At 29.6% G+C, this 25,174-nt stretch carries 20 protein-coding genes and 1 pseudogene; all 21 read right to left on the reverse strand.

Going from position 1 to position 25,174, the window contains the following annotated elements:
• Positions 1 to 3: 3 nt before the first annotated feature.
• The 21 genes and pseudogenes from GKG00_RS01895 to GKG00_RS01995 all read right to left on the reverse strand — a co-directional run bounded on the left by GKG00_RS01895 (position 4) and on the right by GKG00_RS01995 (position 25,142).
• Positions 4 to 501, reverse strand: coding sequence for a CRISPR-associated protein Cas4 (locus tag GKG00_RS01895; protein WP_154253992.1), 498 nt, complete (start codon positions 499 to 501; stop codon positions 4 to 6).
• On the reverse strand, positions 498 to 2,831 hold the full coding sequence (cas3, locus tag GKG00_RS01900) for a CRISPR-associated helicase Cas3' (RefSeq protein WP_154253994.1): 2,334 nt from the start codon (positions 2,829 to 2,831) through the stop codon (positions 498 to 500). The genes GKG00_RS01895 and cas3 overlap by 4 nt, the downstream gene beginning before the upstream one ends.
• A 6-nt stretch (positions 2,832 to 2,837) precedes the next feature.
• Entirely contained in the window at positions 2,838 to 3,923 is a 1,086-nt protein-coding gene (gene cas5 / locus GKG00_RS01905; protein ID WP_154253996.1) for a CRISPR-associated protein Cas5, read from the reverse strand.
• Positions 3,904 to 4,797 (reverse strand): type I-B CRISPR-associated protein Cas7/Cst2/DevR, encoded by an 894-nt coding sequence (gene cas7i / locus GKG00_RS01910; protein ID WP_154253997.1) that lies wholly within the window; start codon positions 4,795 to 4,797, stop codon positions 3,904 to 3,906. Before cas7i ends, cas5 begins: the two co-directional genes overlap by 20 nt.
• A gap of 1 nt (position 4,798) precedes the next feature.
• Complete coding sequence (gene cas8a1, locus GKG00_RS01915; RefSeq protein WP_154254000.1) at positions 4,799 to 6,274, reverse strand: type I CRISPR-associated protein Cas8a1/Csx8; 1,476 nt, start codon at positions 6,272 to 6,274, stop codon at positions 4,799 to 4,801.
• A gap of 15 nt (positions 6,275 to 6,289) precedes the next feature.
• On the reverse strand, positions 6,290 to 7,012 hold the full coding sequence (cas6, locus tag GKG00_RS01920; RefSeq protein ID WP_154254001.1) for a CRISPR-associated endoribonuclease Cas6: 723 nt from the start codon (positions 7,010 to 7,012) through the stop codon (positions 6,290 to 6,292).
• A 213-nt stretch (positions 7,013 to 7,225) separates the two neighbouring features.
• Positions 7,226 to 8,836: a hypothetical protein gene (locus GKG00_RS01925; protein ID WP_154254004.1), complete on the reverse strand. Its 1,611-nt coding sequence runs from the start codon at positions 8,834 to 8,836 to the stop codon at positions 7,226 to 7,228.
• Positions 8,829 to 9,401 carry an ATP-binding cassette domain-containing protein gene (locus GKG00_RS01930; protein ID WP_277752806.1) on the reverse strand — a complete coding sequence of 191 codons (573 nt, stop codon included), beginning with the start codon at positions 9,399 to 9,401 and terminating at the stop codon, positions 8,829 to 8,831. Before GKG00_RS01930 ends, GKG00_RS01925 begins: the two co-directional genes overlap by 8 nt.
• 81 nt (positions 9,402 to 9,482) lie before the next feature.
• Positions 9,483 to 10,285: pseudogene (locus tag GKG00_RS01935) on the reverse strand (KilA-N domain-containing protein).
• A 124-nt stretch (positions 10,286 to 10,409) separates the two neighbouring features.
• Positions 10,410 to 11,930 (reverse strand): recombinase family protein, encoded by a 1,521-nt coding sequence (locus tag GKG00_RS01940; protein WP_154254006.1) that lies wholly within the window; start codon positions 11,928 to 11,930, stop codon positions 10,410 to 10,412.
• Positions 11,923 to 13,614 (reverse strand): recombinase family protein, encoded by a 1,692-nt coding sequence (locus GKG00_RS01945; RefSeq protein WP_346962823.1) that lies wholly within the window; start codon positions 13,612 to 13,614, stop codon positions 11,923 to 11,925. Before GKG00_RS01945 ends, GKG00_RS01940 begins: the two co-directional genes overlap by 8 nt.
• Positions 13,615 to 13,660: 46 nt before the next feature.
• The gene (locus GKG00_RS01950; RefSeq protein ID WP_154254010.1) at positions 13,661 to 15,379 is read right to left on the reverse strand and encodes a recombinase family protein; all 1,719 of its coding nucleotides are present in this window, start codon (positions 15,377 to 15,379) and stop codon (positions 13,661 to 13,663) included.
• A 98-nt stretch (positions 15,380 to 15,477) separates the two neighbouring features.
• Positions 15,478 to 15,645, reverse strand: coding sequence for a hypothetical protein (locus GKG00_RS01955; RefSeq protein WP_000332792.1), 168 nt, complete (start codon positions 15,643 to 15,645; stop codon positions 15,478 to 15,480).
• 415 nt (positions 15,646 to 16,060) lie between these two features.
• Positions 16,061 to 16,471 (reverse strand): sigma factor-like helix-turn-helix DNA-binding protein, encoded by a 411-nt coding sequence (locus GKG00_RS01960; protein WP_004838472.1) that lies wholly within the window; start codon positions 16,469 to 16,471, stop codon positions 16,061 to 16,063.
• Between the two features lie 237 nt (positions 16,472 to 16,708).
• On the reverse strand, positions 16,709 to 18,073 hold the full coding sequence (locus GKG00_RS01965; RefSeq protein ID WP_154254012.1) for an MATE family efflux transporter: 1,365 nt from the start codon (positions 18,071 to 18,073) through the stop codon (positions 16,709 to 16,711).
• 41 nt (positions 18,074 to 18,114) lie between these two features.
• On the reverse strand, positions 18,115 to 19,578 hold the full coding sequence (locus tag GKG00_RS01970) for an ABC transporter ATP-binding protein (protein ID WP_154254014.1): 1,464 nt from the start codon (positions 19,576 to 19,578) through the stop codon (positions 18,115 to 18,117).
• Positions 19,579 to 19,580: 2 nt separating this feature from the next.
• Positions 19,581 to 20,315, reverse strand: a complete 735-nt coding sequence (locus GKG00_RS01975) for an energy-coupling factor transporter transmembrane component T (RefSeq protein ID WP_154254015.1) — start codon at positions 20,313 to 20,315, stop codon at positions 19,581 to 19,583.
• A complete protein-coding gene (locus GKG00_RS01980; protein WP_010815644.1) occupies positions 20,315 to 20,896 on the reverse strand; it encodes an MptD family putative ECF transporter S component in 582 nt (193 codons plus the stop codon). Before GKG00_RS01980 ends, GKG00_RS01975 begins: the two co-directional genes overlap by 1 nt.
• 81 nt (positions 20,897 to 20,977) lie before the next feature.
• Positions 20,978 to 22,711: an ABC transporter ATP-binding protein gene (locus GKG00_RS01985; protein ID WP_154254017.1), complete on the reverse strand. Its 1,734-nt coding sequence runs from the start codon at positions 22,709 to 22,711 to the stop codon at positions 20,978 to 20,980.
• The gene (locus tag GKG00_RS01990; RefSeq protein ID WP_154254018.1) at positions 22,705 to 24,450 is read right to left on the reverse strand and encodes an ABC transporter ATP-binding protein; all 1,746 of its coding nucleotides are present in this window, start codon (positions 24,448 to 24,450) and stop codon (positions 22,705 to 22,707) included. The genes GKG00_RS01985 and GKG00_RS01990 overlap by 7 nt, the downstream gene beginning before the upstream one ends.
• Before the next feature lie 68 nt (positions 24,451 to 24,518).
• Positions 24,519 to 25,142, reverse strand: coding sequence for a TetR/AcrR family transcriptional regulator (locus tag GKG00_RS01995; RefSeq protein ID WP_154254019.1), 624 nt, complete (start codon positions 25,140 to 25,142; stop codon positions 24,519 to 24,521).
• Between the last annotated feature and the right edge of the window lie 32 nt (positions 25,143 to 25,174).

Consider the following 25,174-nt stretch of genomic DNA (forward strand, 5'->3'; position numbering starts at 1 on the left):
CTCCTATATTTTGCATAAATCTTCAAATGAACAACTCTTACAAATATTTTTAACTTCAAATTCAGGTGGAAATTCACACGAAACTATCCTTTTTATCTCCTCGATAGATTTATCTATAGTAAGCTCATCCTCTTCGGATAATTCAACCTCCACCGTTTTCTTCAAAAGAGGATAATCTATTTTCGCATTCAAATTATAGATATTACGTTTTTTCAAATAATACAAATAATATTTGACTTGCCAAATTGAAGCCTTTTCAATCTTTCTACTTTTCTTAATCTCGTGAATAGTATTTGACTTCTCTATAAAATCTAAATTTATCTCGTTATTAATCATAATGTGTTTTCTGTTTTTAATGTAAGAAGATTCATCAACAAATTTTCCTACAGATACATTTTCGTTCTCCGATTCCATAGATATGTTTTGGCAAGAATACCACAACTTCCTTTTGCAAACAAAATAGTAGTAAATCATAAGCCCAGTAATCTTATCTTCTATCATATGAATATCCCTCCTGAATTAGATTGCAAATCAAATTTGTCAACTAACTCATCTTTCAAGAGTCCATACTCATTGTCGTAAAATTTTTCTGTAATATATATTTTTTCATTAGCAGTTGTGAAGAAGTTTTGGGGATTAATATCCGAAATATTTACATTTAGTGTCTTGTCTGATAGTTTGTCTTGTAATTTTATTAGTTTCAGTTTTTCAGCATTTTTTTGTTCACCATCAAGTGCTATAATATCTCTATAGCAATTGTTTATTTGTTCAATAAGTTTGGAAATATCGTTGCTATTATAAATATTAATTGGCATCGCTTTGAATGATAAAATATTTCTAAATTCTTTTTTCACATCACTTAATTCCATTTTCCCAGGACTTAAGCTTTGTATCTTATTAAAAACTTGATTAAACTTTTTGATGTAATCACTATCTCGTAAGTTTTCAGTTGTAAAATATTGATTTATCATATTCATTTTTTCTTCTTCAGTGATAATTCCATCACCTTTTTGTATCAAAGCTTTTTTGCTTAAATTATGCAATGTCTGATCTATAAATCCATAGGTATTATATGGAGATGAGATTTGTTTTTCTGATATTTCTGTAAACACGTATATGTTTGGTATGTCTGATTCTATAGTTCTTTTTCTATAAACTCGTCCAAATCTTTGAAACAATCCCAGTAATTCCGATAATTCTGTAAACATTATATCGAAATCAATGTCTAAGCTTGCTTCTACAATTTGTGTGGATATCCATACTTTTATTTTATCGTTAACATTTTTTGGATCTCCGTCTTGTAAAATTTCAACCTCTTTTTGTTTTCTGTCTTCTACAGTAAATTTTGAATGCAATAAATTTACTTCATATTTTGAACAATCCAAATCATTATTCAATTGATTGTACAGCTCTTGTGCTGATTTTATTGTATTTCGAACAATCAGGCATGTTCTTATATTCCCGCGTTTATTCAATATTTTTTCAACATATTCACTATCTAATTCTTTTTCTATAATCTTCATGCTATGTCTTTTATTTTCAGACAGAAAGCACTCGTACTTATACTCAAAATCCTTGAATTTATATTCGCTTGTGATACTTGATTTTTTTGTCAAAAGATCTTTTACAAATGGTGCTAATGTAGCTGTAAATATAGCAATTTTCCCGCCTAAATCATTTATCAATCTTATTGCATATATTGTATATGCCAAGATATCTGGACTATATGCTTGAATTTCATCGATTATTATTTTAGAATAGCTAAATGTAGCCATTTTAAACTCATATCCATTGTATTTAAATACTGAATCAAATAATTGATCTGGTGTGGCAACAGTTATCGGCATAGCTAATTTTTTAGTATTCTTATAATATTCATAGAATTTTTCATTTTCGTTTTTCACAGACAAATCACTATTCAATTCTTTCAAATAAACGCTGTCCGTTTGTCCATGTAAAACTGCAACTTTTTTATCATAATCATTTTGTACTAGATTTTTTATTCTTTCATACATTGCATTTATCGCAGTTCTCAACGGTAAAATATAAAAGATTTTATTATCAGCTCCCCATAGAAGAGAAGCTTCTGTTTTTCCTAATCCAGTAGAGCCAACAATTATTAAGTTATCATTTCTATTTTTTATGCAAAATTTTTGAATATCTCTCCACTCGTAATTCAAGTTTTCTAATGAGTTCAGTAGAAAATCATTTTTGATTTCGCATTTCATGTGAGCACTAGCTGCATAGTCGCATTTGTTTAACAAGCCTTTGATAATTATGTATTCATAACTATCTACAATAGCTTTCATTTCATCAATTGTTCGTATTTTTTTAGTTTTTCTTACCGTTTTTAAAAAAATATCTGTTTCTTCATTGAAGAATTTATTATTAATTTCTTTCAAATTTTTAAATAAAACTGTTTCATTAGTTCCTTCATTTAAAAATGTAAAATTTTCGATGTAATTATGATGATTTAAAATTGCAGCTCTTACTAAATTATTTTTTAATTTATTATCCTTAGAATTATCCAAGAATAGATTAACCAAACAAGCAGATAAAATATTGTGTCCTACTTCTATATTTTTATCAAATTTATTCTTATTCTTTAACCTTTCTTGAAAAACTGGATTTATCTTGCCCATATCATGATACAAGCAAGATAAATATAGTATTTCTTCAATATCCTTGATATTACTATTTAAATATCCTAAGTTTTTCAAAAGTTCAAAATTATCCAATAACAACTTGGTATGTTCATATAAAGTTTCGTCTGGCTTGGCTAAACTATTAGAATAAATCTCCCTTATTAAAGTATTTTCAAAATTATTCATTTCTATCTAATTAAAACTTACTATATATCCATCATTGTCAACGACTCCATTTGAATCTTCATCAATACCGAGGTTCGATGAGTATAAGCACGCAATTCTATTGAATATTCTTCGATTATCTTCAATAACATAATCTTTACTTATATAATACACAGTACCTTTAGCTTCTTTTTTGTTATTTCCATCTGTAAAGATAAAGTTTCCGTAATTACCATCTCTGGAAATTTCTGATAATTTTGCATATATCTTATAATCATCTTTCAAATTAACATCATCATCCGCTTCAAATACTTCCGTTTCCTTTGCTTCTATCAACTCTATAAAATCCTCACTTCTTCCAAGACTTACAAAGTTTTGAATATTTTCTAGAATATCATTTGAAGTTTCATCATCAGTTTTAACATGAATTACAAGTTCTATATCGTACAAAACTTCTTGCATTGATGGTTTTTTTACCAAAGTTTTAAAATGTTTTTGTAAATCATCGTATTCTTTCTTATATTTATTTTTGAAATCAGAATCAATGAATTTGCACTTGTTTTTTATATCATTAATTTCGTTCTTTAGTTTTTCGTATTCTTCAGAATTTTTATCGTACTTTTTTTGTTCAGATTTTAGTTTTTTTTCTTTGTCTTTTAATTCCTTAATCTTAGGTTTAATTACATCCTTATTTTCTTCATCCAACTCTTTTTTTCTTCTCATTAGATCGACATACTTTGTATAATATTCTTCGTTGTCAATTCTAACAGTTTTTCTGTTGATGAAACTATTTCCTTGCGATTTTAATCCTTCTCCGATTTGGATAAAACCCTTAGATAAAAGTTGTGGGTTTTTCAAATAAACCAAAAGATTTCTGTCCTCTTCTCTGTTATTTAACAGACCAAGGTTAGTATAATACTCTTTTTGCATTGAACCATATTTCCCTTGCACGGAAATATCCATCGGATGGTAGGAGGTATATCCGCAAATATTGTGTAAAGCTCCAATAATCGTTGAAAATGGAGGAAGTGGATAAGTTGTGTGGTTATCCACAGTTTCCTCTCTTGTATAAGATGCCTGAGCCTGCTTTAATTTAATTCGAAGAATTTTCATAATAAGCTTTCACCTCTTCTTTCAATTCTGAAAAGAATGAGCTTATGCTTACAGGATTCAATTTTTCTTCAATTTCTTCTTCATTATCGAAGTTGTTTCCTTCTAATAACCCTGCCTTGTATCCTTCTTTCAATTTATTTAGTAAATCATCATTGATTTTTAAGTTCTTTTCTTCTACAGATACAACATTTTCAAAATAGTGTGTTTTCTTGACGCCAATTCCACCAACTACAAATAACGGTTCTGCGTTATCCATATTTCCTCTAACTACAAGAGACAAATCCTTGATTGCGTCTAATATACAATTAACTCTTTCCGTTTTTTCTTGTGAATCTGCAACTGCATCAAAATTTAGATCTTCTCCGACTTTATCTAAATCAAAAGTAATTGAATATCTTTTCATAGATTTATCATATTCATATTGGTAAGGCATTAATCCAGATTTTTTTGCTTCTTTTTGTAAATTAATACCTTGTTGTTCTGCGCTTTTTTGTGCTAAGTAAAGATTATTGTGAAATCTAGCTTCATTAATAAAAGGTTCAAATGCTATAGCATCAGTAAGATAAAATGAACTTCTTCTTATTTTAGTCTCACCTGTTGTATTCATGTATCCTCCTTCCAATGCTCTGCAATTTGATGCATTTATGTTTTCATCAACGCTTTTTTGCGTAACTCCCGAATCTACATCAACTTTTAAGTCATCATACATTCCACTTTGAACCATTATTGCGTTTTTCAAACTTTCTCTGGATCTTATAGCATAAGATTTTCCATTTCGATAGATTTTTTGAACACTTCCAATATTTCCTAGTCCTTCTCCATAATTTGAAGTCATTTTTGCTACAATTGTCAATGTTAATGCTTTATTTTTCATATTATTCTCCTTCATTTTGGTTAGTATTTTCTGATGTACTTGTACTATTATCTTCAAAATAATTTAACTTAGATACAAAATCAAATGCGACATTCTTGTATAAATCAAAATCTTTTGTAAGCAAAGTTAAAAAGTCAAACTGAACTTGAGCATAAGATGATAGATTCAACAATACAATGATAAACCTATCTTTGTCATTTGCTGTTAATGCTCCTATCAACTTACTCCTGTAAGAGCCTAATTTATTTTCCATATTTTTCTCTTTTAATTTTCGTTTAACTTCTTCTGCAGTTTCATAAACATTTTTATATGTCATACTATTATCTCCTCCATCATATAGTTTTCTATAAATTAATTTATTTACTCTTATTAATTGTGAGATCAAAAATCCATAATTAGATTTTTCAGAATTTTTACCATCACTAGATTTAATATTAAATTTGTACCTAAATAAAAATACGATTAATTTGTCTAATACTTGTAGATTAATCACTGAATTGGTTACATAATTCAAAATATTAATATAATAGTCATCATTGATTTTAATATTATATTTCAATGCTTTTTGTATATATTGTTTATCTGAGTCTATTTTTGAAATCTGTTCGAAAATTTCAACAGCTTCTTCCCTTACAAATATCGTCTCAAAATAATCATTATCTTGATTTTTTAGGATAACCTCTACATCATAATCAATAAAAGTCGATGCTTCATTGAAGTTATAGAAGATTTCGCTTCTGAAGTTTTTGTTTAGTTTATGTGATAATTTTTCTGTATTTTGATTATTGTTCAAAATATCAGTATTTGATTTTATAAGGTGCTTAATACTTATATTGTTATTAATAAACACCGATTCTCGATCTTGTGTAAAAGCAAAAGGAATAAAATCAAACTCTAAAAAATCATTATAGTTTCTTGATTTATCATCAAAAGCAAAACCTATGGATTTAGTTTTCCTTGAAGTGTCTACATAATACCCATTCAATCTACACACTTTTCCTTCTTCAGACCTAATCTTATTAGAATTTGCAAATTTTGCATATCCGAATTTTGCGTTTTTAAAAGTATCTCTGATAATATCTTCCCTATTTTCTGATATTTTCTCTAATATAGTTTCCTCATCTTCAGCATTTACACCCTTTAACACTTTTTTCATTATAGTATTGCCACTCATTTTTTCCTTTATTAGTTTTAGCTGTTCATCTGATTTTTCTTGTATGTCAATTAAATCTTCTAAAACAGTATGATGCAAAGAATCATGATAAGTTTTTTCTACATAATCAAAATATTTTGAGTCATTATCTGTCGAAATATCTTCATAATTGTAATACAAATAAAATCCATCATCGCCTAAATCGAATTCTATTTCTTCTTCTTCAAAAAAACTTATCATCCCAACAATTGATGCCGAAAATCTCCAATCTGAGGGACAAATTCTTCTGTTAAACCTTGGATTGTTTTCTAAAATTTCTATCACCCAATCACCTCCTATTTAAATAATGTCTAATAATCCAAACCCTTGAGATTTGTATGATCCAACTCCTGATTTGTAAATATGCTCTAATATTTCAGACTTTGCGTTGATTTTTAAGACGCATAGGTTACATTGAACGTTGATACCGTAATTTTTTGCAACTGTTTTTTTGTTTTTTAAAACTTCTACTTCCAATTCATTTAAGAAATACTTTGATTCTGGCATTTCTTCCTCAAGTTGATATTTCAAATTTCTCACAAATATTTCTTGTCCTTTTGGATCGCTTAAATCATAAAACCAATCTTTGTTAGTTTCTTTTTCGTGGTCTCTTACGACAATGGGAGATAAAGTTTTAAATATTTCAGTTGAATTTTCTATTCTTTTTTCCCTTACAAGTTTGACATTAGTTGTAGTAAGTTCACAATCTTTGTATCGATAAGTACTGTTCACACTTCCCATCATAGAATTGAAAATTTCTACACCCAATTCCATGTCAACAACAGAAATAGTTAATTTTATTTTTTTATTTGGAATCGTTATAGTATTTTCATTAAATATCGCACCTGGCAAATATGACGCCATTGCAAATGATTTTCTGTCGGTAACACCCTTGCTATACAACTTTTCAAAACATCTTTTATTGTTTTTTAATAAATTGTGCTTAATAAAAGATAAAAACATTCTATTTTTATCTTTAGGAATTTCTTTATCACTTAAAGTTATGTTTACATCAAATCGCATTTTATTTCGCCTCCTTTTTCTTATCTTATTATAAATATAAGCCTTTAATATTTAAATGTCAACTTTTTTTTAATTTATAGTATTTGTAATATTATATTTAGAAATATATATCCCTATATTAGTAATAAATACTTTGGCATTTAGGTTTAATAATGAGTTAAAATTCGCAGTAAAAAAACAAAGTCAATTATTATTTGACTTTGTTTTTCATTTCTAACTTTTTCTTAAATTAAATGTCCTACCCCCCTTAGCCAACACCAAGAAATATCCTACAACTGTATAAATCACGCAGATTGCCAATGCTACTAATCCTATGTTGAAATTCAATTTTATTTGAAGGATTATTATTCCCCAAAACAGTAATGATTCGAATGTGTTGAGTATTGAGTAGACTACGTTTTTGCTTTTGAGTCCAACAGTGAATGGTTGAAGTAGCATGTACATGTAGAGTTGTTTTACTGATTGATACAAGTAGATTATGATGACTGCGACTGCGGCTTTTATTATCAAATCTGTTGTGTTTAATTTTGCGGCGAATATCCAACTTATTATCAATAATAACACCAATCCAAATGTAGGTGCGTTGTCTTTTAAATTTTGTTTTATTCTAAAATTTAGTGTGTCTTTTATGTTTTGTTTATTGGCGTAAATCATTTGTTTCATCAAATATCTATCCATATTCAAAAACATAAATCTGTTGAATGATTCTGGAACTGCTATTTGTATTCCGAAATACAACAAGATTATCGGAAATACTGACACTAATATTTTCAAATCACTTGGTTTGGGATTAATTGTGAGTCCTCTTAGTACGATAAATCCAATTACACCAACAGCCAAAATTATTCCCGAACGAATTAGAATCATTTTTTTGTATTTGTGTTTGAATCTGTAGCGGAATAATTTGTTGATGTATTCAATCCCGTTGTAATTATCGTAAATTCTCACGTTTTCTTGTGCTATTTTTTCGTCGTCGATTTGGTATGCGACCGTGTTGATATCCTTAAATGTGTTGTCGCGATCGATTATAGATTTGTTTGTGATTTCAATTCTAGCGATGTGTCTGATTTTTTCTGTTTTATGAATGAAAATCGCACCGACAATATATGCAACAATTCCGAAAATAAGCGCGTAAGTTGAATAAAATATTTGTACGAAGATTTTGGATTTCGTGCTGTACAATACCAAAAGTCCCATTCCCAATAGCAAAATCGCCCACATGCAGAAGTAGTTTTCGGTTAAGTGTTTGGGGCTTTTAGTCGAATACGCACAAATATTGATGTATTTGATTAGTTTTCTAAATCCAAGGCAGAATACAGTGATATTCATTGCATTCATTGGGTTGATGTCGAATATAGCAAAAAATATCGCAAATATTATTCCTGAGATTGCAAAGCTAATGTCCGATAAATAATCCTGCAAAACTGTGTATTTTTTGGCATCGAGTTTGAGCGCTTTGACACAAATAGAATCCTCATTATCGAAGCTTACGTACATAAATTGTGAAATCATACTTCCAATAACAGCTGACAGATAAAACAAAGATATCATTATATTTTCTTGAATACTGCCTTTGAAAATCTTTGCTGTTCCTATAGTTGCAATGCCGTAAACTAATGCACAGTACAAAATTTTGTAAAGTATTGTCTTTAATACAAATGAAATGTAGAAAATCGCAGAATATCCAAAGCTCAACACGTCATTTCCATAAATATCCGAAGGAATAATCTTCTTGAAAATTGAAAGTTTACGAAGTTGATACATTGTCTGATTTAGCTTCATCTTCATAACTAATCTCAAATAAGTGCTAAGATAATTACTCATCAGACTCATCCTTTAAAATGTCGTAAAGTTCTGCATCGAATTTGTCATCGTTCTTGTCCAAATCCAATTTTTGTAATTTCTTGTGGTGTAGTAGCACGATTTCTTCGCTCATTTGTTTTGCCAAATCTAACATGTGCGTAGACAAGACAATAATTCTTCCTTGTGATTTCAATTCCATCAACAATTTTTTGATTTGCGTGCTGATTACAACATCCAAGCTTGTCAACGGTTCATCTAATAACAACACTTTCGGTCTTGAGATGAACAGTGTTATCAAAGATATTTTACTTTTCATTCCGTGCGAATAATCTTTGATGAGTCTATTTTGATCTTTCTTGGAAAATTCCATCATTTCCATGTAATCTTCAACCGTTTTTATATCGTTAGGAGAGTTAATATCACGATAAAATTTGATGTATTCGTAACCTGTTAGAAATTCAGGAAGGAAATTTTCAGAAAAAAGCATTCCTATGTCTTCTTTATCAAGTTTTTCAGTTGAACCTTCATTTTCCAAGTAGAATTCTCCTGAATCAAAATCTATCTCATCGTATAAGACGTTGAACAGAGTTGTTTTTCCCTACAATGTCAAGCAATTGTTACATAAAATTAGACGATATTTCTATCGCCTAATTTATATACAAAACTTTTATTTTAACTTTTTTATACGTTCACTTTCTGTTAGAATCCTCATTTGTTCAATAGCAATTGAATTTAATTTTTCTATCCTTTCAGTTGCATCCATTCCCCCATTTATAAAAACAGCATTTAAGTTCTCAAGATTTGATAAACACACTAATTGTGATATATCAGCATAGTCTCTCATATTTCCTTTTAACTCAGGATTATTTTCACGCCATTCTTTTGCTGTCATTCCAAACAAAGCTACATTTAATATATCTGCTTCACTTGCATAGATATAGTTTATTCTTTCCTTTGATAATTTCTCAGGGACAAGTTTATTCTTAATTGCATCTGTATGAATTTTGTAATTTATTTTAGCTAAATTCCTCTTGATATCCCAACCTAATTGTCTTTGTTCTTCTTCTTTTAAGCGCTCAAACTCTTTAATAAGATAGAGCTTAAAATAAGGTGATACCCACGACGCAAATTCAAAAGCTATGTCTTTATGTGCATATGTTCCACCATATCTTCCTGCTTTGGCGACAATTCCGATAGAATTCGTCTTATTGACCCATTGTTTAACCGATAAAAGAAACGATTAAAACCTGCTTCATTTTTAATTCCCTCGAATTCGGTGGAATTAAAATTCGCATTATACATTTCTTCCCATATTCCTAAAAATTCAATTGTATTTTTATTCCTTAGCCATTTTTCTATTAGTGCCACACCATTTTCAACATTTCTAACCATGTCGGTTAAAGAAATATAATCTCTATTATCTATGGCAATAATGCTAATTTCTGATCCTTCCACATTTATTTTAGACACAAAAATCACCTCACAATAAGTAAACAGCACTATTTATTTCCGCAAATTTTCTCGCCATTATTTACATTTTGGCGTATTAAAATTAAAGTTGGCGAGATTATGAGTTACTTTTAATACTATCCATCTATATTTCTACAATTTCTATTTCTCCACTTCTTGATACAATTATCTTATCAATTTTATTGTCTAAATAAACCTTCAATAAACTTTCTTCGTCTAAGACTGTAATATCCGTTTCTTTCCTTGGATCAATCTTCTCTGATTTTAATTCTTTCAACCTACTCTCCAATAATATCTTTTTATCTTTGATAAAAGTTTTTTCCTTTAAGTAGTCCTCTTTTGAAATATTTTTCTTTTTATAATTTTCATAAATGATTTGTAAATTACTGTTTAATATGGATATTTCCTTTAAAATCTCTTCTTTTACATTCTTGTGTTCTATAACTTTCTCTTTATTTAATGTGTTTTGAATCTTAAAACCTTTTAATTTTGGTTTTATAAGTTCAATAATATCTTTCTCTTTGATATTGTTTGGTGTTTTCTCAGCTTTACATAAATTACAATAATAACTTTTATACTTGTATATTTTATCTGAATTCTTCTTTTGTCTACTGTCACATCGAAAACTCATAGGTCTACCACATTCTTTACAAAATATCTTACCAGAAAAAATAGAGCGATTTTTCTTTCCTGTATAAACATAAAATTTCCTTTTTTCTTTTATTGACTTAACCTCATCAAAAACCTCTCTTGAAATAATTGCTTCATGAGTATTATGGATTACTTTCCACTCTTCTTCAGGAAGTAATATCTTTTTTCGCCTACCAATTCTTGTTTCTTTATACTTGTTATATACATAATCTCCTGTATATAATTCATTTCTTGTAATTTGTGATATGCAAACACTTGTCCAAACTCTTTTCTTTACTCTACTTCCTGTAATTAAATTTCCAGTATAATCAGAAAGTTTCAGTTCTTCTTTTCGCTCAGAGCGAGTTATATAGCCTTTTTCATTAAAAATATTAGCAATTTGAGTACAAGAATACCCTCTTAAAATTAAATCAAATGCTTCTTTTACTATAAATGCTGTCTTTTTATCAATGATGATATGATATTCATTATTTGGATCTTTGATGTATCCAAAAGGTGCTGCCCAGTTTGTATTCTTCCCCTGTGATTTAATTTGTTTTAAAGAATTGCTTACCTTCTCAGATAATTCTTTACTGAACAAATCATAATACAAGGTCTTAAACTGCATATCCATATCTAAGCCATTTCCATTTTCGTTTATGGAATCATAACAATCATTGATAGCTATAAATCGTATTTTTAAAAATGGAAATATATTGCTCAAATAATCCCCAAGCAAGATATAATCTCTTGAAAACCTCGACATATCCTTTACTATGATAGTCTTTACTCTTCCTTCTTTTACATCATCAATAAGTCTTAAAAATGCAGGTCTGTTTGTATTCGTTCCCGAATACCCATCATCTACATATTCCTTTATTTCACAACTCTTTAAAGATGATTCATTTTCAATATAATTTCTTATATAATCTCTCTGATTTACTATGCTTATACTTTCATCCATTTTGTTATAATCTTCGTCTGAGAGTCTTAGATAAATAGCCACCTTATTCATACTCTACCTCCAACTGCTCTTTTATATCTTTATCAAGATTAAACTTAAAATTTATGGTTACTTTCTTATTATGTGAAATTTCTATATGGTTAATGAGAGTATCAACCAATCCTTTATCCACTTCTATACTCTTATCAGCATCTAAGCAGTAAAAGAGAGCTTCTATGAATTTTTTCAGTTCCCTTTTCCTTTTCTTTATATTTCTTATTCTTTCATCAAAAACTTTTAATTCATTTTTTAAGGTTTTTATTTGATTATTTATTTTTTTACTTTCTATTTTAAAATCACTTAAAAGAACATCTCCTTTAACATAGTTTTCATATTGTTCTTGTAGATTGATCCTAAGAGAAGCAATCTTTTTATTATTTACATCTGTTTTTATAGAAACTTGATTTATCTTTTCAGCACTTATATTTTCTAAATATATTTTTAGTTGTAATATTTTATCCTTTTTATAAAAGCTTGAAACCAGTCTTTTTAAGGTATCTACTAAAATTTTGTCTAGGTCTGTTTCATATATTCTGACATGAGATTTTTCTAATTTTAATCTATCTCCACCTTTACAATAATAACAATAGCAAATCTCATCATGATATTTCAGTCCTCTTGGTCCATATTGTTTTTTCAAATATCTGCCACAAACACTGCACTGTATGAGGTCGTCATACTTTCCTTCTTTTTTATGATTTCTTTGAATTTTTACTCCAACATTTTCTTTTCCGTCTTTTATTATGTTTTTCAGTGAATGGTAAGGTAGATAGTTTTGTTTTTTCTTCTTTATCTCTCTGATATTTTCAAATGTAGTTTTGTCTATTAAACCTTCGTGGGTGTTCTCTGTTATAATCCACTCTTCTTTATCACGAAACTTACTTTTCCTACTTGGATCATGCCTATTTGAGTATACTCTTTGAATCAAATTCCCAATATATACTTCATCAGAAAGCATTTTTGATATATAAGAAATATCCCATTGTTTTGTATCTTCTTTATCCTTAAAAATTTTACCTGTTCTTTTATATTCATCAGGTGTCGTATATGTTTTAGTCAATTCTCTTGCTATTTGCATATTGGATTTACCTTGACTTGCCATATAAAAGATAAGTCTTACTACATCTGCTGCCTTTTCGTCCATCACCAGAACTCTTTTTCCATCAATTTTATCAACCTTATAGCCATACGGAGCCATCGCTCCTATAAAAGACCCTTGTTTCATTTTTATTTCTTTAGAGGCTTTTATTTTCTTTGAAATATCTTTTGCGTATAAATCATTGAAGATATTTTTTATTGCTATTTCATAACTCTGATCTGATTTTATACCGTCTTTAGTATCCAGATTATCATTTACGGAAATAAATCGAACTCCCAAAAATGGAAATACTTTTTCGATATAGTTTGCGATTTCTAAATACTCTCTACCAAACCTTGACATATCTTTTACTATGATACAATTTATCCTGCCTGTTCGGATATCTTCCATCATTTCAATAAATCCAGGTCTTTTAAAATTTGTTCCAGAATACTCATAGTCCTTGTACACTCTTAAAATCTTTATATCTTTTTCGTTTGCAGCATTTATACAAAGTTCTTCCTGCATTTCAAGTGAATTACTTTTATCCCTGTAAGCTTCCTTTCTTTCCTGTGATAACCTAGCATAAATACCGGCAATGTATATTTTTTCAATCACTTTTCCAACTTCTGTTTCTGATTGTGATATATGCCTATTTTTTGTTCTAGCCATAGCATACCTCACTTTCAGCACTTACAAGACTTTTATTCATAACAGTGGGGATAGTTTTTGACTTCCTGCTTTTATCGATACTTTTCTTTTTTATAGTGTTAGCTTTAATGTCAGACTTATCCATTTTTGTCATTTCTTCAAGTAAAGACAATTCTTCAGTATGATTAAACCTAACATCTATCGTTTTATCTTCAGAAATAAAAATTTTATCAATGAGCATCACAACAGACAATCTATCTATTTCCGATAAATTTTTATACTTGTTAATGTCGATGATCCAACTCTTATTTTTATCAATCTTCTCCTTAGTATCTTCCTGTTTTTTTAATCTATACTCGATACTTTCATCTAATTTAGTCAATTTCTCTGTATAGTTTTTTCTAAAAAGTTGATATTCTTCTTTACTAATAACATCCTCTTTTAGGTCAAGGTATAGAGAAGATAAGAGTTCTTCTGTCATCGCTTTTTCTCGTTTTAGTATAGGAATTTGATTGTCTTTCAAATTTTTATTTATATCTATACGCTGAACTTTAGAATATAGATTTTCATTAAATTCAATGTAGGACTTCATTACTTTAGATACTGCTTTTATCAAGGTTTCTTCTTTTATGCTGTGTCTTGTGCAAGATTTTTCCTTGTTGTACTTTGAACAGATATAGAATATCTCTTCTCTTTTTTTATACTTTACAGTCCTTCTAATCAAAGAACTTCCACATTCTTTACAAAAAAGCATTCCTGTAAAAATATCAATTTTGTCCTTTCCACGAGAATTATTCAAATCTCTTTTTAACATAGTATTTGCAATAGTAAAAACTTCTTTACTTATAATTGCTTCATGGGTATTTTCTACTCTTATCCATTCTTCTTTCTCTTTTTCCATCTGCTTTTTATTTTTGTAACTTAAAGTAACACTCTTTCCTTGTAAGGTATTTCCAATATATACTTCATTTTCTATAATTCTATTTACTGTCTTTGCTGACCAATTTCCACCTTTTGTATTTTGAAATCCATTACACTTAAATCCTTGACTTTCTTTATATTTTCTTGGAGTTAAAACTCCTAAATGATTTAGTTCATCTGCAATTGCCTTTGAGGAATATCCCAAGAGTTTCATATCAAATATATTTTTGACAATATCCGATATCTCTTTATCAATCACTAACTTGTTCTTATTCTCCTCAGACTTTTTATATCCATAAGGTGCAAAAGCACTGATAAAGTCTCCTTTTTCTCTTTTTATCTTTTGAGAGCTTTTTACCTTATTGGAAATATCTCGGCAATAACTATCATTGATGAAGTTTTTTATAGGAAGTATAAGGTGTGTATCGTTTATATCTGCACTTTTACTATCGTAATTGTCATTTACTGATATAAATCTTATACCGTTTTCCGGAAATATTCTTTGAATATATTTTCCAGCTTCTATATAATCTCTTCCGAATCTTGATAAGTCCTTTACAATAATTGTATTGAACTTTCTATCATAGGCAGCCTTTATCATTTCTTTAAAATTGGGACGATCAAAATTTGCACCTGAATATCCATCATCCACATACTCTTTGACAATTGTAATTTGATTTTTTCTTGCATAAGAGTTTATAATTTCTCTTTGATTGGATATAGAGTTACTTTCTGTTTTTTCGCCATCTTCTTTTGATAATCTTAAATACATAACTGCCAAATTTTCTTTTGCTAAATTGTTTTTAAACATAAAAAAGCCTCCTTTAATTCAATTTACATACAATAAATCGAACCAAGGTTAGGCTTCCACAAAAATATTATAACGCTCCTTATATTTTTTGTCAGCCCCTAATAGACAGAAAATTTTTCTTTGATGTATTCCTCTACTAAATTTTCTAAGCTAAATCCATTTTCATTAAATTTAACTTCTATATTCCAACCATCAATTTGATTTATCATCTGTTTATCTTTTTTATCTGTTTTCATTTCTGTATTTATATTATGTTCATCACACATAATATCTTCTCCTTATCTTCAATATTTTTAAGTTTTTTGACATTAACAGGCGTGTAGGTCACGACATTGGAATTTCACCACCGCCCCTTTTCAAGATGAGCCGGCAACAACTGTAGAAGTATCATTATCCCCATTTGCTTCAATGCATCAGTTTCCTAGGCTGAATATATAATTTCTTTTTATCGCTCGTTTTCTTTTATCCTTCTTTTAACTAGAGTATTTATTTAAACCGAAATCCTTATCAGCAGAAATGTCATGGCGAAGAAATTATAAAGCTCCACAAATGGTTAATGTCCTGTCATGGTCTATTCAGTTGTCAAGGTTCAAATTTCTATTAATTTCTTTTTTATATAAAAGAGGACAAAATTCCCCTTCACTTTATAAAGGAAAATTTGCCCTCTTTGGTAACCATAATTTATAGTTCTTCTATAAATTTCTTTAGTTTTTCTAAAATTTTATCTCGTCTTTTAATTAAAGTTGGATGTGAGATATTTTTAGTCTTTGCTACTGCACGAAGTGTTTCATCATTGAAATATAATCTTTCTATGATTTCCCGCTCATCCCTATTTAACTTTGACAAAGCACTTTTTAGTGCTTCAATCATCATTTGTGTTGCGACAACTTTTTCTACATCAACGTTTTTATCCTCTAAATTATCTTCGAAATTCCCATCATGATTTAGGGACGAAAAAAAGAGCAAGTGGTTTTTCTTGTCCACCTGCTCTAAATATTTTTCATGTTCTCTTTCTTGCCAGTAGACTTTGTATATCTGCTCGCTTACTTTGATTTTTTGCCCACCGACATAAAGGTAATATTCTTTTGTCATTTATGTTTCCTCCATTCTTTTTTGTCTTTATGTTTTCAGACAAAAAAAGGAGGACTCCTGCTCTTGGGCATGGTTAGTCCTCTAGAATGAAAAAAACTCTTTCTAATAGTAATTGTATTTAATTTTTTAACTGAGTTATCTAACTTGTAAATAGTGTAAACCAAAGAAAAAAGGTAAATGTACTTTAATTATATTTATTTGCATATTTCCCTCCATTCTTTTAAATAAACCCACTTATTATTCATTACTTGAATTTTTAAAACTAATTTTATCCATCCTATTTAATTCCCCAAACATCATTACTACACCAGCTATTATCATAATTAAATCTACAAGGGGTTCTGCAAACCATACTGCTTTAACTCCAAATATCATTGGTAAAATAATCATGGCAGGTACGAATAAAAATAACTGTCTTAGCATTACTATTATGCCGGCTTTTTTAGCGTTTCCTATTGATTGGAAGAATGTTATAGTCATTACCATTACTCCATATAGGATAAAGATAGAATAAAATAGTCTAAAGTTTCCTATTCCCTGAGTTATAATACTTTCTTCTACTCCAAATAAAGAAAGAATATTCTTTGAAAATGCTAATGCTGGTATCCAAAATATTGATGCAAGAACTAATCCTCCGATAGAAAATACTTTCATAGCTTCTTTTACTCTGTCGTATTTTTTCGCTCCAAAATTTGTACCAACTACAGGTTGTAAACCTTGACTCATTCCCCAAAGTGGAATGAATGAAAAGGCATATATTCTAAGTGTTGCTGCCATCAAGATAGCATTTGTATCTCCGCCATATTTAAATGACATTTTATATAGCATTGTTTGTTGAATCATAAATAAAATTTGCATCATCATAGCAGATGACCCTACGCCAAACATTTCTTTTTTTATTTCCTGATCAGGTTTGATTTTATTTATTTTTACTGCTTTACTTTTATATTTGAAGTAATGGAGTGTTATTATTGCTTGAACAAATTGTGCTGTAATAGTTGCAAGTGCAGCCCCTTCAATTGCATATTTTCCCATTAATTTCATTAGAATGGGATCAAGAATTATGTTTAAAAAAGCCCCTAGCCCCATAATGAGCATTGCTTTTTTCATTAACCCTTCTCCACGCATAACCATGTTTGCTGATTGAGTAAAGTTTACAAATAAAGAACCAATGAAAATTACTCGTAAATATCTGATACCATATTCTTTAATTTCTCCACTTGCTCCAACCATATCTAAAAAATGTGGTGCAAGTAAAATTCCGCCTATTGTAATAATTGATGAGAATAGAATAACCCAAAAGATTAAATTCCCCATAATTTTATCAACTGTTTTTTTGTCGCCCTTTCCTATAGCTCTTGATAAAACCGATGCTGAACCTACACCAATAAGTGTAGATACACCACTATTGAAAAATGTAAGTGGCATAGCTACACCACAAGCTGTCATTGCTGTTTGTCCTATAATATTTCCTGCAAAAATTCCATCCATTAGTGGATAAAGACCTATTACTATCATTCCTATTACAGCAGGGATAGATAATTGAAAAAGTAAATCTATAGGTCTTTTTGTTAATAATTGTTCTTTCATATCTTGTTTCATAAAATTACCTCCTTTTTTCATCCACATTTTTTAAGCAAATTTTAAGTTTGATTGAAGAATTCCCTAATTTTTTCCATATTCTTTTCATCTTTAATACCATGCCATTTGACTTTTCCATTCTCCATAAACATAAAATAATCACAACAACATTCTACTAATTCCGGATCATGTGTGATAATAAAAATAGTTTTTCCGTCCTCTTTAAGCCTTATCATTTCATTAGAAACTTCTTTCATATTCTTAAAATCCAAACCACTTGTAGGTTCGTCCAAAATCAGTATTGTCCTATCAGAAGCGATAGCACTTGCAATTGCAACCCTTTGTTTTTGCCCTCCGGATAATGACATTGGATGGCAATCTATAAAATCCATTAAATTTAACTTTTTACATATTTCATCGATCTTTTCTTCTTTATTCTCATCGTTCTCTATACTCAAAAGAATTTCTTCTTTAACTGATTCGGTAAATAATTGGTGATTAACATCCTGCATCACCATAAAACATTTTTTTAGTCTTTTTCTTGTAGCATAACTTTCTGTTTGTATATTTAAAGTTCCTTTTGCTTTTTCTTCAACTCCACATAAGCATTTTGAAAAAGTTGATTTTCCAGAACCATTATTTCCTAAAACAGCCACAATAGATTTTTGAGGTAATACAGCATCATGAATTTCAAGAAACGGTTTTTTGCCATAGCTAAACATAAAATCCTTAATCTCTATTTGTTCCTTAGAGTCTATGTTTTTCATACGGTTATCGGTTTCAATAGGGTGTATGCTCCTTAACCCCATATTATTTAAAATGCTGTTAGGTAATTTCTTGAACTCAACACGAGAAAATTCTTTGTTAATTTTTCCATCTTTCATATAAATAAATCTATCTGCAATATCTATTAAATATTGTAGTCTATGCTCTGCAATAACCACAGTTGACTTTTTTTCTTTCCATTTTTTTATGATATATTTTAATTTTTTTATAGTTTGTATATCTAAATTAGAAGATGGCTCATCTAATACATAGATTTCAGGCTCCATAACAGCAGCAGAAGCACAAGCAATTTTTTGTTTTTCTCCTCCTGACATAGAAAACAAGCTCTTATCAAGCAAATCTTTTATATTTAATTCTTTTGTCACTTGACCAATTCTTTTACAAATTTCTTCTCTTGGAATTCCAAAATTTTCACAGGTAAATGCAATTTCACTTGTGGAATCTACATTGAAAAATTGAGTTCTTGGATTCTGAAATACTGAACCTACATATCGACTTAATTCATCAATCGAATTTTTAGAAATTTTGTGGTTTCTAACTATAACTTCTCCAGTCAAAGTTCCTGTATAATATCCGGGAATTAGTCCATTTATCAATCTACTTATAGTAGTTTTTCCACAACCGGATTCACCACAAAATACAACCACCTCTCCATCATTGATTTTTAAATTAATATTATAAATTCCAGCATTCTTATTCCCGCTATCATAAGTAAATGACACGTCTTTAAATTCAATCAATGCTATCCCCTCCTATATAAAAATAGTCCTGTAAAGGCAACTGAAAAGAGTAAAATTAATAAATCATATATAGTAAACTTTACTTTTACCAGAGTACTTCTCTTTTTCAAAGCTCCCAATCCTCTACTTATTGCTGCCGCCGACAATTCATCACCTATTTTTACAATAGAAACGATTAAAGGTATTGTTACATATTCCAAGTATAAGCTTGGATTTTTCCACGCCTTTTTATTTTTAAAGCTAATTCCTCTCATTTTCATAGCAGTCTTAATAGAATTGTGTTCTTCTTTCAAAGTTGGAATAAACCTGAATGCAACTGCTGTTGGAATAATAAATGCATTGGGAATTTTCCACTTTACCATGGCTGCTATAAACTCGCTCGTTTTTGTAGACATTACAACATAATAGCCCAACATAAAAATTGGAAATAGTCTTAAAATCAAGGCATTCAACAATACTGAAATTGTATTTATGAGTGTAGGCAATGTGTACATATCTTTCGTAAAGTGTGCCATAATAGCCAAAGTAAATAGCCCTCCATAAATAAAAGCTATCTTAAATTGTTTATTAGATAATAATAATGCTATTGCCACAATGGCGGATATAAGGCTAACTAAAATATCCTTATATCCGACAGACATTATGGTTGTTATAAATATCATAAATAAAATTTTAGTACGAGGATCTAAGAAAAAGCCCTTTGGTTTATTCGGTTTGTATACCTCATACTCTTCCATTAAATGATACCCGCTCTCTCAAAGTGTTTCTTAAGCATTTTCCTCCCTAAATTTGCACCAATAACTGAGCCGATAAAAATAATTCCAAATGCAGCAATCCCCATCCAAGAAGGCATATATTTTGCGAGTGCAAGTGCATATTGTTCTCCCATTTGTTGCTTAACACCTTCCATATAGGTATCTGCCATTACCCACATTGGCATTTGACAACCTATCATTCCGCAAGAAAATAGCCAAAATCCAATAACATTCTTTTTAAAACTCTTAAAACCACCTGATTTCATAACCAGATCACTGATAATTCCAAATGGAATATATCCCACTAATGCTAACCATGTATAGCCCATAAAATACCAAAACACACCGATAATAATTGACATAATCGTAACCATGCCAAATTTTTCTATTTTGGTTAAAAACAACATAAATGGAATTCCTGTGACTATAGGAATGAGAAGATAGATAGCTGGGTATAAGATAGGAATTGCATTCATCATCCCTACTACAAAAAACAGAACTAAATAAATAGCTGTATAAATTCCTACATTGATTAGATCTTTAGCTGACAATCCTTTTTTCATTTTTTTTAATCCTCCTTAAATTAAAATAATACAAATCTACATGAGCTATATTTAAATAATTCTCATATAAATCATTTTCACTTATGACAGTTTCCAATTAACTGCCTTTTGTCGTGCCTCAACAAAATTTTTATAGATACCTTCTGCTTGAATTAGCTCTTCATGTGTGCCTTTTTGATTTATTTTTCCATTTGCTAAAACAAGAATTTGATTTGCATTTTTTATTGTCTTTAGTCTGTGTGCTATCATTATTACTGTTTTATTTCTTGTAAGTTCCTCCATAGCAACCTGCAATTTATCCTCATTTTCAGGGTCTACATTTGCAGTAGCTTCGTCAAAAATAATAATCGGGGAATTTTTTATCATAGCCCTTGCTATTGATATTCTTTGTCTTTCTCCACCAGATAAACTTGCACCTCCCTCTCCTATAACTGTTTCATATTGTTCAGGAAGCTTCATAATAAATTCATGACAACACGCTTTCTTTGCAGCTTCTATAACTTCCTCATGTGTAGCATCTGGCTTGGCAAACTTTATATTGTTCTCAATAGTGTCTTGAAATAAATAAACATTTTGAAAAACCATACTAATTTGTCTCATTAATGACTCCAATGAATATTCTTTAATATTATGTTTACCTATGCTGATTTCTCCTTTCTCTACATCCCAAAATCTCGCTATCAAATTGCAAAATGTAGTTTTTCCAGCTCCTGAAGGTCCAACTATAGCTGTCATTTGGTTTTGTGGTATCTTGACCGAAATATCATCAAGGATTTTTTTGCCGGAATATGAAAACTCTACATTATCAAAAGAAATATCGAAAGTAGTAGGCTTTATGTCTTTTCCATCAATATCCATCTGTGGAAATTCCTCTAACTTCTTTGTTTGCTCAATAGATCCACTAACAACTCTGAGAGAGGTTGTTGCACTTCCTGCCAATTTTATTTGAGAAAAAGCAAGAAAAGAAATTATAATCGTCATAACTGTATTTAAGAATGAGAGTTCTCCATTAAGATAAAAGAAAATACCTGCACCTATTATCAAAATGCTAAACAAATCCAAAAGAATATTTTGCAAAATCGTATAAGGTGTAAACAGTTTTTCACAATCAAGATTTATTTTTCTACTATTTTCAATAGCACCTCTGACTTTTTCATCTCCTTTCCCTGTTAAATTGAAGGATTTTATAACAGACATTCCTCCAATTTGTTCTAAAATGGCATCAACTAATTTAGCAGATGCTTTTTGTCTTTTAGGAAGAACACTCCTTGATTTGCTTTCCATTTTTGAGAGAACAAATAAGTACAATAGGCATCCAATTGCAACAATAAAACCTATTCTCCACTCAAATGCTAAAATCATTATTGTAAATATTATCGTGTTTATAAAACCTGATAATGTATTTACCATAACCATTGCTGCGGTATTTTCTACATCTTCTAAAACAGTTGTAGAAATTCCAACCACTTCACCAATATTGTTTTCATTGAAAAATCCCATAGGTATTTTTTTTAACATTTCACCTATTGCTACTCTTTTATTTGCCACCATGAAATAACTTGCATGGCATTGCTGTAATTGTGAAAAATAATTTGTAACACTTCTTCCTATTATGCTAATAACAAGAAGTATTAATGCAATCCACGCGGGCATCATGCTCATGTCTTTTTGGACAATTGCTTTCACTATAAAATAAATAGCACTAATTTGAAGCATATGAAAAATCGCAAACAAAAAACTTACCCATATAGAGTGATATACATTTTTCTTTTCATCATCTGAGAAATCTAAAATCTTTTTTAAAGCACTTAACATTTCATCCCACCATCCTTAGTTCCTATATGAGCGTTCCACATATTTCGGTATAATTCACAACCTTCTAATAATTCATCATGCTTACCGCATGAAACAAGCTCTCCATTCTCAATTAAGAATATTTGTTCTGCATCTGTTATAGTTGATAGCCTATGAGCAATAATAATAACCGTTTTATCTTTTATAAGCTTTGATAAAGCTTGCTTTATAATCACTTCATTTTCAGGATCTATATATGAAGTAGCTTCATCAAGTATTACAATAGGTGCATTTTTGAGCATTGCTCTTGCTATAGATATTCTTTGCCTTTCTCCACCAGAAACATGGCTACCACTACTTCCGACAACCGTATCGTAACCATGTTCCATTTTCATAATAAAATCATGACAACCCGATTTCTTAGCAATGTCTTCTACTTCTTTATCACTGGCACTTGGATTACCCATTCGGATATTTTCCCTAATACTTTCGTTGAACAAAAAATTATCCTGCGAAACAAAGGCAGTTAAACTATATAATTGCTTTAATGGAATTTCATTAAGATTGTATCCACCAATATTTATATTTCCTTCCGTAATATCCCAATATCCAGCTATTAATTTTGCTAAAGTTGACTTGCCACTTCCACTTGGTCCAACAAAAGCCACTGTTGTCCCTTCTTTTATGTTTAGGGATATTCCATGAAGAATTTCTTTTTCTTCTTCATATCCAAACTTTACATTTTGTAAATCAATATTATATTGCTGGATAGTTACTTCTCTATCAGAATGCTTTTGTTCTTTTCCTTCTAAAATTAAGTTAATAGAATTAGCAATAGTTCCTATCTTAGCAAGACCATCAACAAAATTGATTGTTTCAAGTAAAGGTCCTGCAATACCTAAAGATAGAATAATTACAGATATAAATACTTCTGCACTTAAACTGCCGCTAATGTAAAAATACCAACCAAATGGAAGCACTGTTATCATTGTAGTAGGAGATATATTTTTAGATAAAGATACAGGTAACTGACAGCTCTTCATCCATTCATAAAAGTATCTTGCATTTGCAATGACTTTATCTTTGTACTTTGCGTACGATCTCTTGTCTTGATTAAATGTTTTTATCACTTCTATTCCATTGACATACTCAATAATTGCAGAATTCATTTCTCGATTTACCTTTACAGATCCTTCATATTGAACAGCATAATTTTTCATTACGAGTCCCATAAAAAGCATTCCCACAGGAATGGATACTAATGATAAAAGAGCCATTCTCCAATCAAGAAATAATAAGTAAATAAATATACTCAAAGAACCTAAGAGATTCGATGTCATTTCAGGCAACAGGTGAGCGAGCGGTTTCTCCATACTTTCAACCTGATCCACTATAATCTGCTTAAAGTTTCCGCTTGGAACAGAGATTATTTCTCCTAATGGCATCTTTGGAAGTTTTTCAAGCATTCTTAAACGAACATCTTTCAGTACACTAAAAGTTGCTTTATGGGATACAGATAAAGCCATAGAGTATAAAAATGATTTTAAGATGTAGGATAACAATCCTATTCCTAACCATAAAGAATAAATTTTAAAATCCTCATTTCCCTTTAACAATTCAACTAAAATACGACTTGCTGCAATATATGGAATAATCCCTGCAATAACACCGATACTCGCTATAAATACAGATGTTTTTAACTTTGAATGTTCCTTTTTTGCAAGCTCCCACAATATAGCAGCAGGACTTTTTTGTTTCATAATCAACACCTCCAAATAAAATAACATTATTAGCTAACTTAGTTATCATTTATGCAAAAAACTAACCCTTAAAATCCTTGCAATTTTTTCCACCCTTCACGAAAAAATCTCGCAACAATTTCTGAGTTTTGTTTAACCTCTTCAATATTGTCAGAATGCATAATAATTTCACACAATGCATTAATATATGCATGATTAAGTAAGTGCATTGATTTTTCAGATATATTAATGTATTTATAATTATTTTTTAAAACTATTTTTGAGATTTTATTTCTATTTAAATCTTCCATTTTTACTAATTTTTCAATGAAATTATCATATTTTGTTCCATACGCTTTATACACTAAAAGTTCAAATATATCTTTTTTTCTAAATATATATATTGCGGTTTCAATTGATCCATCAATATTAATTTCAGCTAAATCTTTAATGTGTTTCTCATCAATACTTCTAAATGATTCTTCTTCAAATTTTGTATATAAATCTAAAATCTCTTTAGCGAGTGGTTCAACTAATGCAACAAATAGAGCTTCCTTATCCTCAAAATGTCTATAAAAAGCCCCTGTAGTAACACCGGCATCTTTACATATCTTTCTTAAATTAGCTCGTTCATATCCATCATTTAAAAAATTAATTTTCCCACTTTTCAAAATGTTTTCGTGTGTAACATCAAATCCTTTCAGATTTTTCATGTTATTCACCTCTTCCTATATGCAGATAACTT

The organism is Finegoldia sp. BIOML-A1 (genome assembly GCF_009678325.1).
Classification (GTDB): Bacteria; Bacillota; Clostridia; order Tissierellales; family Peptoniphilaceae; genus Finegoldia; species Finegoldia magna.

Coding starts and splice junctions, on each gene's coding strand:
- GKG00_RS01985 (WP_154254017.1), bottom strand. CDS start 22,711: ATGTTAAGTGCTTTAAAAAAGATTTTAGATTTCTCAGATGATGAAAAG.
- GKG00_RS01995 (WP_154254019.1), bottom strand. CDS start 25,142: ATGAAAAATCTGAAAGGATTTGATGTTACACACGAAAACATTTTGAAA.
- GKG00_RS01990 (WP_154254018.1), bottom strand. CDS start 24,450: ATGAAACAAAAAAGTCCTGCTGCTATATTGTGGGAGCTTGCAAAAAAG.
- cas3 (WP_154253994.1), bottom strand. CDS start 2,831: ATGAATAATTTTGAAAATACTTTAATAAGGGAGATTTATTCTAATAGT.
- GKG00_RS01955 (WP_000332792.1), bottom strand. CDS start 15,645: ATGTGTGATGAACATAATATAAATACAGAAATGAAAACAGATAAAAAA.
- cas5 (WP_154253996.1), bottom strand. CDS start 3,923: ATGAAAATTCTTCGAATTAAATTAAAGCAGGCTCAGGCATCTTATACA.
- cas7i (WP_154253997.1), bottom strand. CDS start 4,797: ATGAAAAATAAAGCATTAACATTGACAATTGTAGCAAAAATGACTTCA.
- GKG00_RS01925 (WP_154254004.1), bottom strand. CDS start 8,836: ATGAGTAATTATCTTAGCACTTATTTGAGATTAGTTATGAAGATGAAG.
- GKG00_RS01965 (WP_154254012.1), bottom strand. CDS start 18,073: ATGAAACAAGATATGAAAGAACAATTATTAACAAAAAGACCTATAGAT.
- GKG00_RS01940 (WP_154254006.1), bottom strand. CDS start 11,930: ATGAATAAGGTGGCTATTTATCTAAGACTCTCAGACGAAGATTATAAC.
- GKG00_RS01975 (WP_154254015.1), bottom strand. CDS start 20,315: ATGGAAGAGTATGAGGTATACAAACCGAATAAACCAAAGGGCTTTTTC.
- GKG00_RS01980 (WP_010815644.1), bottom strand. CDS start 20,896: ATGAAAAAAGGATTGTCAGCTAAAGATCTAATCAATGTAGGAATTTAT.
- GKG00_RS01950 (WP_154254010.1), bottom strand. CDS start 15,379: ATGTTTAAAAACAATTTAGCAAAAGAAAATTTGGCAGTTATGTATTTA.
- GKG00_RS01895 (WP_154253992.1), bottom strand. CDS start 501: ATGATAGAAGATAAGATTACTGGGCTTATGATTTACTACTATTTTGTT.
- GKG00_RS01960 (WP_004838472.1), bottom strand. CDS start 16,471: ATGACAAAAGAATATTACCTTTATGTCGGTGGGCAAAAAATCAAAGTA.
- cas6 (WP_154254001.1), bottom strand. CDS start 7,012: ATGCGATTTGATGTAAACATAACTTTAAGTGATAAAGAAATTCCTAAA.